The following is an 11,587-nucleotide window of genomic DNA, read 5'->3' as shown; positions in this document are numbered from 1 at the left end:
TTCTACATCTGCAACGCACGTAATACGAAGGTAGACGACCATGGCAACCCCCCTCGACCGCATCAAGATCCTCGAACCGCGCCATCCCAACCGCAGTACCGGCATCATCAACGGCCGCACCAGCGGGATCCTGAACTGGAATGACATCCCGTACCCGTCCTTCTATCGCGCCTACAAGGAGCTGTCGACCAACTTCTGGATCCCCGACGAGGTCGACATGAAGGCCGATGCGCGCCAGTACGGCGAGCTGTCCGGGCGCGAAAAGAACGCCTACGACTCGATCATCGGCCTGCTGGCCACGCTCGACTCACCGCAGACGCGCTTCATCTACAACGTGGCCGAGTACATCACCGACCCGGCGGCGCATGCCAATGCCGCGATCATCGGCCAGCAGGAAGTGATCCACAACGAGAGTTACAGCTATGTGCTGGCCTCGATCACCGACCTGCCGAACCAGAACCGCGTATTTGAACTGGCGCGCACCCATCCGACCATCATCAAGCGCAACGCGCCGATCATGGGCGCGTATGACGACTTCATGCGCGAGAAGACCGCCGAGACCCTGTTGAAGTCGTTGATCCAGTCCTCGATCCTGGAGGGCATCAACTTCTATTCCGGATTTGCGTACTTCTACAACATGGTGCGGCAGAACCGCATGACCGGCACCGGCAAGATCATCAGTTTCATCAACCGCGACGAACTGGCCCATACCAAGTTCATCAGCGAGCTGATCCGCGCCATCATCGGCGAGAACCCGGAGCTGCAGACCAACGAACTGACCGCCTATGTACACCAGGCGTTCGAGCACGCCATCGAACTGGAAACCCAGTGGTCATCGGAAGTACTGGACGGCATCGATGGCATCGATGTGGAGGAAATGACGCGCTACGTGAAGTACCGCGCCAACAAGATGGGCGGCATGCTCGGCATCGAGCGCCTGTACAGCGACACCACCGACAACGTGATGCCGTGGATCAAGGCCTACGCTGACAACTTCACCGAGACCAAGACCGACTTCTTCGAGATGCGCAATGCAAGTTACAAGAAGACCAACGTCGACAACGGCTTCGACGACCTCTGAGTCCGGCACGGCGCTGAGCATCCTGCTGGTGGTGGCCTCACTGAGCGGCAACACCCGCGAGCTTGGCCGGCAGATTGCCGAGCGTTGCCGCGCTGCAGGCCATACCGTGCACTGGCAGGAGGCCGACGACCTGCAGCAGGCGCCGTCCCTGGCGGCCGACGAGGCCGACCTGGTGCTGCTGGGCTGCTGGACCGACAACGCCGGCCGCACGCCTTCGGAGATGAAGGCATGGGTGGCTGGCATCGCCGAGCGCGGCGAGCGGCCGCGGCAGCTGGCTGTGTTCGGTACCGGCGAGACACAGTGGGGGCAGGAGTACTACTGCGGTGCTGTGCACCGGCTGATCCGCTACTTCCACAGCGACTATCCGCCGCTGGAGATCGAACAGATGCCGCATGGCGAGCGCCATGCCGCGGCCATCGAGGCTTGGACCGATGCGGTCCTGGCCCATTACTGGAGCAACAGCGATGCAGATCATCGACGCCACCACGCCTGAGCAGTTCCAGCAGCTGCTGGCCGAACACCCGCGCGTACTGGTGGACTTCCACAAGGACCAGTGCCCGGGGTGCCGGATGCTGGAGATGTCGCTGCACCGGGTGGCCAACAGCGTCGCGGGGCAGGGCACCACGCTGCTGCGCGTGCAGCTGGAGGTGCTGGGCGAGGCGTTCTTCAGGGAACTGGGGCTGCGGCAGACGCCGACGCTCTCGCTGTTCCGTGACGGGGACGAACGTACCCGCCTGGCAGGGTTCCAGTCGCCGCAGCAGATCGAGGCCGCGATTGCGTTGCATCTGTAGCATGGAGATGGCGGGGTCGGAACCCCTTGCCTGCGGCAGGGAGTCCGACCCCAGGGATGCGGTTTACGCCCCGGCGAAGGTGTCCACCAGCAGCTTCACGTTCAACACCACGATCACCAGCGCGATCACCCAGGCGATCGCGCCCAGCCAGCGCGGTGCGACCAGCGCGCCCATCGTCACCTTGTCGGTCACGATCCGTACCAGCGGGATGATCGCGAACGGCAACTGCATCGACAGCACCACCTGGCTCAGCACCAGCAGCTTCACTGCGCCCTGGTCGCCGAACAGCAGGATCACCACCACCACCGGGATGATGGCCAGCGCACGCGTGATCAGCCGACGCAGCCACGGCGGCATTCGCAGGTGCAGGAAGCCTTCCATCACGATCTGGCCGGCCAGCGTGGCGGTCACCGTCGAATTCAGGCCCGAGGCCAGCAGGGCCACCGCGAACAACGTCGCCGCCGCGCCCACACCCAGCATCGGTGCCAACAGCTGGTGCGCCTGCTCGATGTCTTCCACATCAAATCGGCCATTGGCATGGAACACCGCCGCCGCCAGGATCAGGATGCTGGCGTTGATGAACAGCGCCAGGGTCAGCGCGAGGGTGCTGTCGGTCACCGCCCAGCGCAGCGCGCTGCGGCGGCCTTCATCGGTACGTGGGTAGGCGCGGGTCTGCACGATGGACGAATGCAGGTACAGGTTGTGCGGCATCACGGTGGCACCAATGATGCCGATCGCGATGTACAGCGCGTGCGGATCGGTCACCACCTGCGCGCGCGGAATGAAGCCGCCCAGCACCGCCATCACCGGCGGCGCAGCCATCGCGATCTGCACCACGAAGCAGGCGAAGATCACCATCAGCAGCGCGATCACGAACGCTTCCAGCGCACGGAAGCCGCGGTTCATCAGCAGCAGCACCAGCAGCGTGTCCAGCGCGGTGATCACCGCACCCCACAGCAGTGGCAGATCGAACAGCAGTTTCAGTGCGATGGCGGTGCCGATCACCTCGGCCAGGTCGCAGGCGATGATCGCCGCCTCGCACAGCGCCCACAGCGCCAGGTTCACCGGCTTGGGGTAACGCGCGCGGCAGGCCTGCGCCAGGTCCATGCCGGTGGCGATGCCGAGCCGCGCCGACAGCGCCTGCAGGATCACCGCCATCAGGTTGGAGACGAGGATGACCGACAGCAGCAGGTAGCCGAAGCGCGAACCGCCGGCGAGGTCAGTGGCCCAGTTGCCAGGGTCCATGTAGCCGACCGAGATCATGTAGCCCGGGCCGAGGAAGGCCAGCAGGCGGAACCACCAATGGCCCTTGTCGGGCACCGCGACCGAGGCGTTGAGCGCACCCAGGCTGGCCGGAGTGGAGGCCGAAGGGTCGCGGGGCGCCAGGGTGTTCATGGGTCCGAATATAGCTCCTGCTATAGTCATTAGCAATGTGAAACAATCGTCTTTATCGTGTGACTGGTCCAGAATTCAGGTTCAACACCGGATTGCACCGGAAGGACAGGCGCAGGCGTGGGCAAGACCGACGATTCGACATCGCTGAAAAGCACCCCCTTGATCGAGGCCGAGCGCCAGGTCGAGAGCTTCCGGCAAGTGCGCGAGGCGCACCGGATGGAGCTGGTGGAGGACTATGTCGAGCTGATTTCGGACCTGCTGGCCGACGGCGGCGAGGCCCGCCAGGTCGACATCGCCACCCGACTCGGCGTGGCCCAGCCCACCGTGGCGAAGATGCTGCGGCGCCTGGCCCGTGATGGCTGGGTGGTACAGCGGCCGTACCGTGGCGTGTTCCTGACCCCGGAAGGCGAGGCGCTGGCCCACGCCAGCCGCCAGCGCCACCAGACCGTGGAGCGTTTCCTGCTGGCGCTGGGCGTGGACGCGGATACCGCGCGGCGCGATGCCGAGGGCATCGAGCACCATGTGAGCGAGCAGACGCTGGCCTTGTTCGAAGCCTTCGTGCGCAAGGCCGAGGGCGAGGCGCCGTAACGGTAGCGCCGGGCCATGGCCTCCGGCCGTTCGCGCGATCCCGGTTTTTGTAGAGCCGAGCCATGCTCGGCTGCCGTTCGCACGGTGATCGAATGCGTCGAGCGTGGCTCGACTCTACAGATCGGGCGGGCAGCGCGCCTGCTGCTGCGCACACGCCCGTTTCATCCATTCCTTCAACACCGGCTGCAGGCCTTCATAGCGCCGGCCTTGCCAGCCGTTGGCCAGCACCGTGCCGTCGGCATCGATCAGTACCAGGTTCGGCGGTGCCAGCCCGGCCAATGCCTGCAGCGCCGGCATGCGCGCGGCGCGGCGCGGGTCCAGCACCGGCCACGGCATGTCCTGCGCGTGCATGTAGCGGCGCAGCGCGCTCTCGCTCTCATCCAGGCTGACGTACACCACTTCGGTATCGGCGCCGGCTTCGCGCAATGCGTCGCGCACGCTGCGCAGCGTGGGGACGAACGCATGGCACGGTGCGCACCAGTCGGCACCGAAGTACAGCGCGACCAGCTTCGGCGGCGGCGACCACTGCATCGGCCGCAGCGAGCGCTGCTCCGGCCGCATCAACGAGGCCGAGACCTGCGCGTGCAGGTCCGCAGCCACCGTCGGTGCGGTCGGCAGCACGGCACAGGCCAGCACCAACGCTCGCAGCGCTTCAGAACGCATAGCGCAGGTTGACATACCACGAGCGCGCGAAGCGCGGCCCGTAGACATAGTCGCTGTCACGCAGCGCGCCCACTTCCAGATCCTTCTGGCGCTGATCGAACACGTTCTTGACGCCCGCGGCCACCGACACTTCCTGCTGCGCCTGTGCGCCCAGGTGACGGTGCCAGCGCGCCCCGAGATCGGTGACCAGGAACGAACGCGTGCGGTGCAGTTCGCCCAATCGGTTGTTCAGCACCGACATCGGCCCGGTATGGCGCAGCGCGACGAAGGTCTCCCACGGTTCGGCCGGCATCCAGCTGAGCTGGGCCAAGCCGGTCCAGCGCGGAGTCTTCAGGTAGTCGCGGCTTTCGATCACGGTGTCGCCACCGTCGCCGCTGTCGTCGAAGATGCGCTGCGGCTCGCGGAAGCGCGAGCGGTACCACGAGGCGCCGGCGGTCAGGCGCCACTGCGGCGACGGCTGCCAGCCGAGGTTGGTTTCCGCACCCAGCACGTCCGAGCCGGAGGCGTTGTAACGCAGCTGGCTCAGCTGGCCGTCATCGCTGCGCTGGATCTCGCCCAGCGCGAAGGTATCGCGGATGCGTGCATAGGAGGCGGTAGCATCCCAGCTCCACACCGGATTGGCCGGGTCCGAGCGCCAGTCGAAGCCGAACAGGGTGGTCAACGCGCGCTCCTCCTTCAGGCCATCGGTATTGCGCACGCGCACCTGCTCGCCGCCGAGCGTATCGACATGCACATCCTCAACGAAGATCTCCGGAGCACGGAAGCCGGTGGCAATGCCCGCCCGCCATTTCAGGTTCGGTGTAGCCTGCCAGGCCAGCGCGATGCGCGGCGAGAACACCGCGATGTCCAGTTCCGAGCTCTTGTCCACGCGTGCACCCAGCACCAGGTCGACGTTGTCGTGCAGGCTCCATTCGTCCTGGATGAATGCGCCCAGGTTGTGGAAGGTCGCATCCTCCAGCACCGCAAGACGCTGCCCGTCACCGGTGCGGTTGTCGTCGCGCAGCGCCTCGTGCTTGTACTGCACGCCGAAGGCCAGCGCATGCGCGCCCAGCCGCCAGTTCAACTGGCTGTCGATGTAGTGCAGCGGGTTGTGGGTGCGGCCGTACTGGCGCCACGAACGCGAGGCCGCGCTGCCGGCCACGTTGCGGTCCAGCTGCGACGGGTCATAGCCGGGTGCGGACGGATCGGTGACTACGTCGCCGAGACCGCCGTACAAGCTGTCGCGGTCGATGTCGGCGAAGGCGTAGGCCAGGCGGAAATCGACGTCGGCAGTGATCTCCTGGTCCCACGACACACTGCCGCGCCGGTATTTCGTATCCAGCGATTCGGCGATGTTGGCCAGGTATCCGGGCTGGTCCAAGCGGTTGCCGCCGCGGCGGGTTTCATCGGTCACCTGCAGGTCCAGGCGCAGCCGCGTGCCCGGCGTGGGCGCGTACCAGGCCTGCAGCCCGCCGACCTTGAGGTTCTTGCGGGTGATCTCGGTGTAGCCGTCACCGTTGTAGTCGATGCCGTTGTTCCAGTTGCGCTGGGCAATCACGGACAGGCCGGCGTCTGCGTCCCTGGCCACCAGGTCCAGCCGCAGGTCGGCGTTCTTCTGCGGCGTACCTTTCAGGACATCCACGCCGGCCTGCACATGGCCACCACTGCGTGCCGGCAGCGGCGGAATCAGGTTGATCACACCGGCAACCGCACCCGGCCCATACAGCGCCGAACCACCGCCCTTGACCACTTCGATGCGGTCGACGAATCCGGCAGGAATCTGTTCCAGGCCGTACACGCTGCCCAGCGTGGACAGCAGCGGGATGCCATCGAACAACAGCTGGTTGTAGGCACCGGGCAGGCCCAGCAGCTGCACTTCGCTGGTGTTGCAGTTCTGGCAGTTGCTCTCCACGCGCAGGCCGTTGATCAGCTCGGCGGCGCGCGAGAAGTCGGTGGCCGCGCGCAGCGCGATGTCTTCCTTGCGCAGCACCTCGGTGCGGATCGGCACGTCCGACAGCAGGCGTTCGCTGCGCGTGGCGGTGCTCACCTTGACCTGCACACGGTCCAGTTCGGTCGGTTTCGGAGTGGCGGCCAGTGCAGCCAGCGGCAGGGTCAGGGCAATGGCGGCGGCCAGGGGCAGCCGATCGAAGAGGGGCGTGGCAACGGGCATGAGGGCGTCGTCCTTGGGGGAAAGAAAGGCGGCGAGGGCGACCTGGCTGACGCATATGAAAGCAGTGGCTTATCAATATAGCAAGTGCTATATAAGGAAGCCGCAGTCATTCCGAGCGGAACGCCGATCGAGCCAGATCATGGCTGTGTTATAACATTACATTTGGCGGCCGCAACCCTGCCTGTGGTCATGCACGGAGGTTGGTGTTGCTGTGTGGTTGGGGTCAGAGCCCTTTCCCCTGGAAAGGGATCCGACCCCGGGGGCGATCGTCAGCCGCGGCGGAACGCGGCGGGCGTGCGGGCGCCGACGATGATCATGCGGATCATCGTGGAGATCTCTTCGATCAGCTCCGGGTCCTTCTCCGGCGGCAGGTCCATGGCGGTGGCACCCATCGCGAACACCAGCCGGGTGATGGCCTTGGCCACCAGTTCCGGGGCATGCAGCACGGCGCCGTCCAGCGCGGCCAGACGCACCAGGTCGTGCTGCAGCTCTTCCTCGAAATAGTGCAGCTCACGTTCGACCGCGTGCTTGAAGTCGTCCGAACCCACCGCGCCTTCGCGCAGCAGTACGTGCAGCAGCTTGTCGTCGGCGCGCAGCTGTTCCATGAAGGTCTCCACCGAAACCCGCACCACGCTGGTGGCGGTGGAGGTGGCGCGCTGGCGGGCCTCGCCGATGATGGTCCGCAGCGAACGGCCGGCGGCGTCGATCAGCGCCACGGCCAGTTCGTCCATGTCGCGGAACTGCCGGTAGAAGCTGTTCGGCGCGATACCGGCCTCACGTGCCACTTCGCGCAGGCTGAGCGTGGACAGGCTGCGGTGCGGCCCGATCAGTTTCAGGGCGGCGGCCAGCAGGTCCTCGCGGCTCACCGTACGGCGGGCCGGGCTGTTGGCATCTTCAGGCGTCGACAAGGCGGTGGCGGCGGCCATGGGGGTTCCGGTGGGGCGAGGCTGAATCATACCCAATCCGGTTCAATATACACATGTATACACAGGTGTATGTGCGCCCGTATAGTTCGCCCATGAGCGCTGTCGTCCGTCCGTCCCTGTTCTCTCCGTACCGCTGGGTCTCGCCGTCGCTGTTCGATTTCTGGGCGGGCCAGCTCAATCCCCTGTGGACCCTGCGCGAGCCGGTGGCCCGCCTGGTCCGGCGAGAGCCGGCCGGCGAGGGCGCGGCGACCCTGGTCCTGCGCACCAACCGGCACTGGGCCGGCATGCGCGCCGGCCAGCACGTCACCCTGGGCGTGGAGATTGAAGGGCGCCTGTGGCAGCGCAGCTACAGCCCCACCGCACTGGGTCGGCGCGAGCTGGCGATCACCGTCAAGGCGATCGACGGCGGCCTCGTCAGCCAGCACCTGGTCAACCACGCGCAGCCGGGCGAACTGTTCCGCCTCGATGCCGCCTTCGGCGAGTTCCACATGCCGGCTGCGGCGCCGGTGTTGCTGCTGGCTGCCGGCAGTGGCATCACGCCGATGCGCAGCCTGTTGCGCGACGCCTGCCAGCGCCCGCTGGCAGCGCCGGTGGACCTGTTCTACTGGGAACGCAGCGCCGCCCACCTGCAGTTCCGTGATGAGCTGCAGGCGTTGGCCGCCAGCCAGCCGAACCTGCGTGTGCATCTGCTGACCACCCGCGAAGGGGATGTGCCCGCCGCACGTATCGATGCCCACGACCTGCAGGTGGCGGGCGATGACACCCCGTTGGCGCAGCGCCATGTGCTGGCCTGCGGCCCGGACGGCTTCGTTGCCGCCGCCCGCGAACGCCTGGCGCACCAGGTTGCCGGTTTCCAGGCGGAAGCGTTCACTCCTCCCGCACCGCTGCGTGACGCCAGCAGTGAAGGGGAGGTCGTGCTGACGCTGGCGCGCAGTGGCCGCCAGCTGAGCGTGCCGCGTGGCAGCTCGTTGCTGGAAAGCCTGGAAGCCCATGGCATCAAGCCCAGGCATGGCTGCCGCATGGGCATCTGCAACACCTGCAGTTGTGACCGCGTCAGTGGCGCCACCCGCCACCTGCGCACCGGCGACCTGCAGTCCGAATCGGCGCAGCCGGTACGGATCTGCGTGAGCGCACCGACCACCGACCTGACCCTGGATCTCTGAGGACGCCTGCCATGACCCGCGCTACCGACCGTGCCCTGAGTACTGCCGAGATGCATGCCTTCGGTGAGGAACTCGACGCGATCCGCGACCGTGTGATCGGCAGCCTCGGCGCCTCCGATACCCGCTACATCCGCCGCGTGGCCGCCGCCGTGCGCTGGTTTGGCGTGGGGGGCCGTGGCCTGCTGTTCCTGGCGGCGTTCTCGCCACTGTTCTGGATGCCGCTGCTGTGGCCGGCCGCGATCACCGGCACGCTGCTGCTGGCGCTGTCGAAGATCCTGGAGAACATGGAGCTGGGCCACAACGTCATGCACGGCCAGTTCGACTGGACCGGCGACCCCAAGCTCAACGGCAATACCTATGAGTGGGACATCGTTGCCACTGCCGACAACTGGCGCAAGACCCACAATTTCCGCCACCACACCTATACCAACGTGCGTGGCATGGACGATGACATCGGTTATGGCCTGCTGCGCATCTTCCCGGAGCAGCGCTGGAAGCCGTTCTACCTGCTGCAGCCGTTCATCGCGCCGATCTTCGCGCTGCTGTTCCAGTGGGGCGTGGCCGCGCAGGACCTGCGCCTGGGCCGCTGGCTGAAGGGCCGTATCAGCGGCCGTGCGATGTGGCTGCAGACCCGCCCGGTGGCGCGGAAAATGGCCCGCCAGGTGCTGAAGGACTACGTGTTCTTCCCGCTGCTGGCCGGCCCGTTCTTCCTCACCGTGATGCTGGGCAACATGGTGGCCAACGGACTGCGCAACATCTGGACCTACGTGATCATCTTCTGCGGCCACTTCACCGCCGAATCGGAAACCTTCCCGAAGGAATGCCTGCGCAATGAATCGCGCGGCCACTGGTACCTGCGCCAGCTGCGCGGTTCATCCAACATCAGCGGCGGCTTCCTGATCAACGTGCTGTCGGGCAACCTCAGCCACCAGATCGAGCACCACTTCTACCCGGATCTGCCAGCCAACCGCTACGCGGCCATTGCCAAGGAAGTGAAGGACATCTGCCGTCGCTACGGCCAGCACTACAACAACGGCTCGCTGCCGCGCCAGTTTGGCCAGGTGGTCTGGCGCATCCTGCGCCACGCATTCCCGAGCAAGCCGCGCCGCCTGCCGATGTCGGACATCATGTCCGCACCGGCATCGGCCAACGCGGGCTGATCAACTCAGCCCGCCTTCGCCGGCTCCGCCTGCTCGCGGTCCAGGCGGCGCAGGAACACCTGCATTTCCCTGCGTGCCTGCTGGTCGCCCTTGCTGCCGGCCACGCTCAATCCGCGCTGCCAGGCTTCGCGCGCCGCCTGCGGCTGGCCACTGGCCAGCCAGGCCTTGCCCAGCAGCTTCCACGCCGCCGAGTACTGCGGATCAAGCACCACGCAACGGCCCAGATGGGTGGCCGCGCGCACCGGGTTGCCGGCATCCAGCCAGCCCTTGCCCAGGCCGAAGCGCAGCAGCGCGCCATCCTTGCCGGCGGCGAGCATGCATTCCAGAGCTTCGATGTTCATCCGCGCACCTCCACCAGCAGTTCGGCCGGGCCGGGCTGGAAGCGGCCGCGATGGAACAGCAGCGGCGCGCCGCCGTTCTCGTGCACGTCGATGATGCGGCCGGCCAGCAGCAGGTGATCGCCCACCGGCCACTGTGCGTGGCGGGTACAGGTGAGATGGGCCACGGCACCGGCGATGCGGGGTGGGGCGTCCTCGTCGTCATCCAGCAATGCCAGGCCGTCGAAGCGATTGCGGACCTGCGGATCGGCGAAGCGCCGGGCCAGCGCTTCCTGGTCGGCCGCCAGCACGCTGATTGCAAAGCGGGTGGCGCGCTGGAAGGTGGACAGGCTCTGCGCGTGCAACGCCAGGTTCCACAGCACCAGCGGTGGCTGCAGCGAGACCGGTACGAACGAGTTGATGGTCAGGCCGACCGGCTTGCCCTGTGCATCGCGCGCGCAGACGATGGCCACGCCGGTCGGGAAATGGCCGAGCAGCCGCCGCAGGGCACGCGGCGGCATCTCGACCGACGGCACCGGCGCCGGTGCGGGGAAGACCCCCGCCCACGGCCCGGCGTACGGCACTGTCTCGCCGCTCATGAGGCCCGGGCCTGGCGGTAGCGCCGGCCGACCTCGGCCCAGTTGATGATGTTGAAGAACGCACCGATGTAGTCCGGGCGACGGTTCTGGTAGTGCAGGTAGTAGGCGTGTTCCCAGACGTCCAGCGCGAGGATCGGGGTATTGCCTGACAGGCCCACGGTTGCACCCATCAGCGGGCTGTCCTGGTTGGCGCTGCTTTCGACCTGCAGGCGGCCATCGCGGTCACTGGTCAGCCAGGCCCAGCCGCTGCCGAAACGGGTCTGCGCGGCCTTGCTGAAGGCGTCCTTGAAGGCATCGAAGCTGCCCAGGTCACGGTCGATGGCGGTGGCCAGTTCCTCATCGGGTGCACCACCGTCCGCGCTGAGCACGGTCCAGAACAGGCTGTGATTGGCGTGGCCACCGCCGTTGTTGCGGACCGCGCCACGCTGCGCCTCGGGCACGGCACCGAGGTTGGCGATCAGCGCCTCGACCGGCAGCTCGGCGATGCCGGCCTGCTCGATGGCGGCATTGAGGTTGTTGACGTAGGCCTGGTGGTGCTTGCTGTGATGGATCTCCATCGTGCGCGCATCGAAGTGCGGCTCAAGGGCGTCGTAGGCGTAGGGGAGCGGGGGAAGCGAGTACGACATCGAAGCAATCTCCGTGGGGAAGGCCAGGGGCTGGCCGTGGGGAGATTGTTATCGCACCTCAACATTGGTTGAGGTCAAGGGGCGGGATTGAAATGCGTGCGCGTTCGTCGCCTTGATTCTTCCTGGCAG

At 66.6% G+C, this 11,587-nt stretch carries 13 protein-coding genes; 6 read left to right on the top strand and 7 right to left on the bottom strand.

The window, feature by feature from the left end:
- Nucleotides 1-40: 40 nt before the first annotated feature.
- The 3 genes from QP609_RS12230 to QP609_RS12220 are packed head-to-tail and all read left to right on the top strand — an operon-like array spanning nt 41 to nt 1,872.
- Nucleotides 41-1,081: a ribonucleotide-diphosphate reductase subunit beta gene (locus QP609_RS12230; protein WP_289213783.1), complete on the top strand. Its 1,041-nt coding sequence runs from the start codon at nt 41-43 to the stop codon at nt 1,079-1,081.
- 13 nt (nt 1,082-1,094) lie between these two features.
- Nucleotides 1,095-1,574, top strand: a complete 480-nt coding sequence (locus QP609_RS12225; RefSeq protein ID WP_197621733.1) for a flavodoxin — start codon at nt 1,095-1,097, stop codon at nt 1,572-1,574.
- Entirely contained in the window at nt 1,546-1,872 is a 327-nt protein-coding gene (locus tag QP609_RS12220) for a thioredoxin family protein (protein WP_005409967.1), read from the top strand. The genes QP609_RS12225 and QP609_RS12220 overlap by 29 nt, the downstream gene beginning before the upstream one ends.
- A gap of 63 nt (nt 1,873-1,935) precedes the next feature.
- Here the strand turns inward: QP609_RS12220 and QP609_RS12215 are convergent, their stop codons facing one another.
- On the bottom strand, nt 1,936-3,267 hold the full coding sequence (locus tag QP609_RS12215; RefSeq protein ID WP_049440868.1) for an Nramp family divalent metal transporter: 1,332 nt from the start codon (nt 3,265-3,267) through the stop codon (nt 1,936-1,938).
- A 117-nt stretch (nt 3,268-3,384) separates the two neighbouring features.
- Between QP609_RS12215 and mntR the strand changes: the two genes are divergently transcribed.
- The gene (gene mntR / locus QP609_RS12210; protein ID WP_014647435.1) at nt 3,385-3,855 is read left to right on the top strand and encodes a manganese-binding transcriptional regulator MntR; all 471 of its coding nucleotides are present in this window, start codon (nt 3,385-3,387) and stop codon (nt 3,853-3,855) included.
- 114 nt (nt 3,856-3,969) lie between these two features.
- Here mntR and QP609_RS12205 read toward each other — a convergent pair whose 3' ends face one another.
- The 3 genes from QP609_RS12205 to fabR all read right to left on the bottom strand — a co-directional run bounded on the left by QP609_RS12205 (nt 3,970) and on the right by fabR (nt 7,593).
- Nucleotides 3,970-4,518, bottom strand: a complete 549-nt coding sequence (locus QP609_RS12205; protein ID WP_134808989.1) for a thioredoxin-like domain-containing protein — start codon at nt 4,516-4,518, stop codon at nt 3,970-3,972.
- Nucleotides 4,508-6,667, bottom strand: coding sequence for a TonB-dependent receptor (locus tag QP609_RS12200; protein WP_197621731.1), 2,160 nt, complete (start codon nt 6,665-6,667; stop codon nt 4,508-4,510). The genes QP609_RS12205 and QP609_RS12200 overlap by 11 nt, the downstream gene beginning before the upstream one ends.
- Before the next feature lie 269 nt (nt 6,668-6,936).
- The gene (fabR, locus tag QP609_RS12195; RefSeq protein ID WP_014647432.1) at nt 6,937-7,593 is read right to left on the bottom strand and encodes an HTH-type transcriptional repressor FabR; all 657 of its coding nucleotides are present in this window, start codon (nt 7,591-7,593) and stop codon (nt 6,937-6,939) included.
- 92 nt (nt 7,594-7,685) lie between these two features.
- Between fabR and QP609_RS12190 the strand changes: the two genes are divergently transcribed.
- Both QP609_RS12190 and QP609_RS12185 read left to right on the top strand, forming a co-directional pair.
- Nucleotides 7,686-8,756: a ferredoxin reductase gene (locus QP609_RS12190; RefSeq protein ID WP_046431056.1), complete on the top strand. Its 1,071-nt coding sequence runs from the start codon at nt 7,686-7,688 to the stop codon at nt 8,754-8,756.
- Nucleotides 8,757-8,767: 11 nt separating this feature from the next.
- Nucleotides 8,768-9,916, top strand: a complete 1,149-nt coding sequence (locus QP609_RS12185; protein ID WP_197621729.1) for an acyl-CoA desaturase — start codon at nt 8,768-8,770, stop codon at nt 9,914-9,916.
- Between the two features lie 5 nt (nt 9,917-9,921).
- On the opposite strand, the gene QP609_RS12180 is transcribed toward QP609_RS12185, so the two are convergent.
- From QP609_RS12180 to QP609_RS12170, 3 genes are read right to left on the bottom strand one after another with little or no spacing between them, the layout of a single operon-like run.
- Nucleotides 9,922-10,257, bottom strand: coding sequence for a tetratricopeptide repeat protein (locus QP609_RS12180; protein ID WP_075077115.1), 336 nt, complete (start codon nt 10,255-10,257; stop codon nt 9,922-9,924).
- On the bottom strand, nt 10,254-10,832 hold the full coding sequence (locus QP609_RS12175) for a flavin reductase family protein (RefSeq protein WP_032962524.1): 579 nt from the start codon (nt 10,830-10,832) through the stop codon (nt 10,254-10,256). The genes QP609_RS12180 and QP609_RS12175 overlap by 4 nt, the downstream gene beginning before the upstream one ends.
- Complete coding sequence (locus QP609_RS12170; protein ID WP_014647427.1) at nt 10,829-11,458, bottom strand: superoxide dismutase; 630 nt, start codon at nt 11,456-11,458, stop codon at nt 10,829-10,831. The genes QP609_RS12175 and QP609_RS12170 overlap by 4 nt, the downstream gene beginning before the upstream one ends.
- Nucleotides 11,459-11,587 lie beyond the last annotated feature (129 nt).

Origin of the sequence: Stenotrophomonas sp. 8(2023), assembly GCF_030345295.1 — a bacterium.
In the GTDB taxonomy this organism is placed as follows: Bacteria; Pseudomonadota; Gammaproteobacteria; order Xanthomonadales; family Xanthomonadaceae; genus Stenotrophomonas; species Stenotrophomonas muris.
This window is presented reverse-complemented; position numbering and strand designations above follow the sequence as displayed.

Bases quoted from the DNA above. Each gene is read 5' to 3' on its own strand.
- QP609_RS12180 (WP_075077115.1), bottom strand. From the start codon at position 10,257: ATGAACATCGAAGCTCTGGAATGCATGCTCGCCGCCGGCAAGGATGGC.
- QP609_RS12200 (WP_197621731.1), bottom strand. From the start codon at position 6,667: ATGCCCGTTGCCACGCCCCTCTTCGATCGGCTGCCCCTGGCCGCCGCC.
- QP609_RS12215 (WP_049440868.1), bottom strand. From the start codon at position 3,267: ATGAACACCCTGGCGCCCCGCGACCCTTCGGCCTCCACTCCGGCCAGC.
- QP609_RS12190 (WP_046431056.1), top strand. From the start codon at position 7,686: ATGAGCGCTGTCGTCCGTCCGTCCCTGTTCTCTCCGTACCGCTGGGTC.
- QP609_RS12230 (WP_289213783.1), top strand. From the start codon at position 41: ATGGCAACCCCCCTCGACCGCATCAAGATCCTCGAACCGCGCCATCCC.
- QP609_RS12170 (WP_014647427.1), bottom strand. From the start codon at position 11,458: ATGTCGTACTCGCTTCCCCCGCTCCCCTACGCCTACGACGCCCTTGAG.
- QP609_RS12185 (WP_197621729.1), top strand. From the start codon at position 8,768: ATGACCCGCGCTACCGACCGTGCCCTGAGTACTGCCGAGATGCATGCC.
- QP609_RS12220 (WP_005409967.1), top strand. From the start codon at position 1,546: ATGCAGATCATCGACGCCACCACGCCTGAGCAGTTCCAGCAGCTGCTG.
- QP609_RS12205 (WP_134808989.1), bottom strand. From the start codon at position 4,518: ATGCGTTCTGAAGCGCTGCGAGCGTTGGTGCTGGCCTGTGCCGTGCTG.
- fabR (WP_014647432.1), bottom strand. From the start codon at position 7,593: ATGGCCGCCGCCACCGCCTTGTCGACGCCTGAAGATGCCAACAGCCCG.
- QP609_RS12175 (WP_032962524.1), bottom strand. From the start codon at position 10,832: ATGAGCGGCGAGACAGTGCCGTACGCCGGGCCGTGGGCGGGGGTCTTC.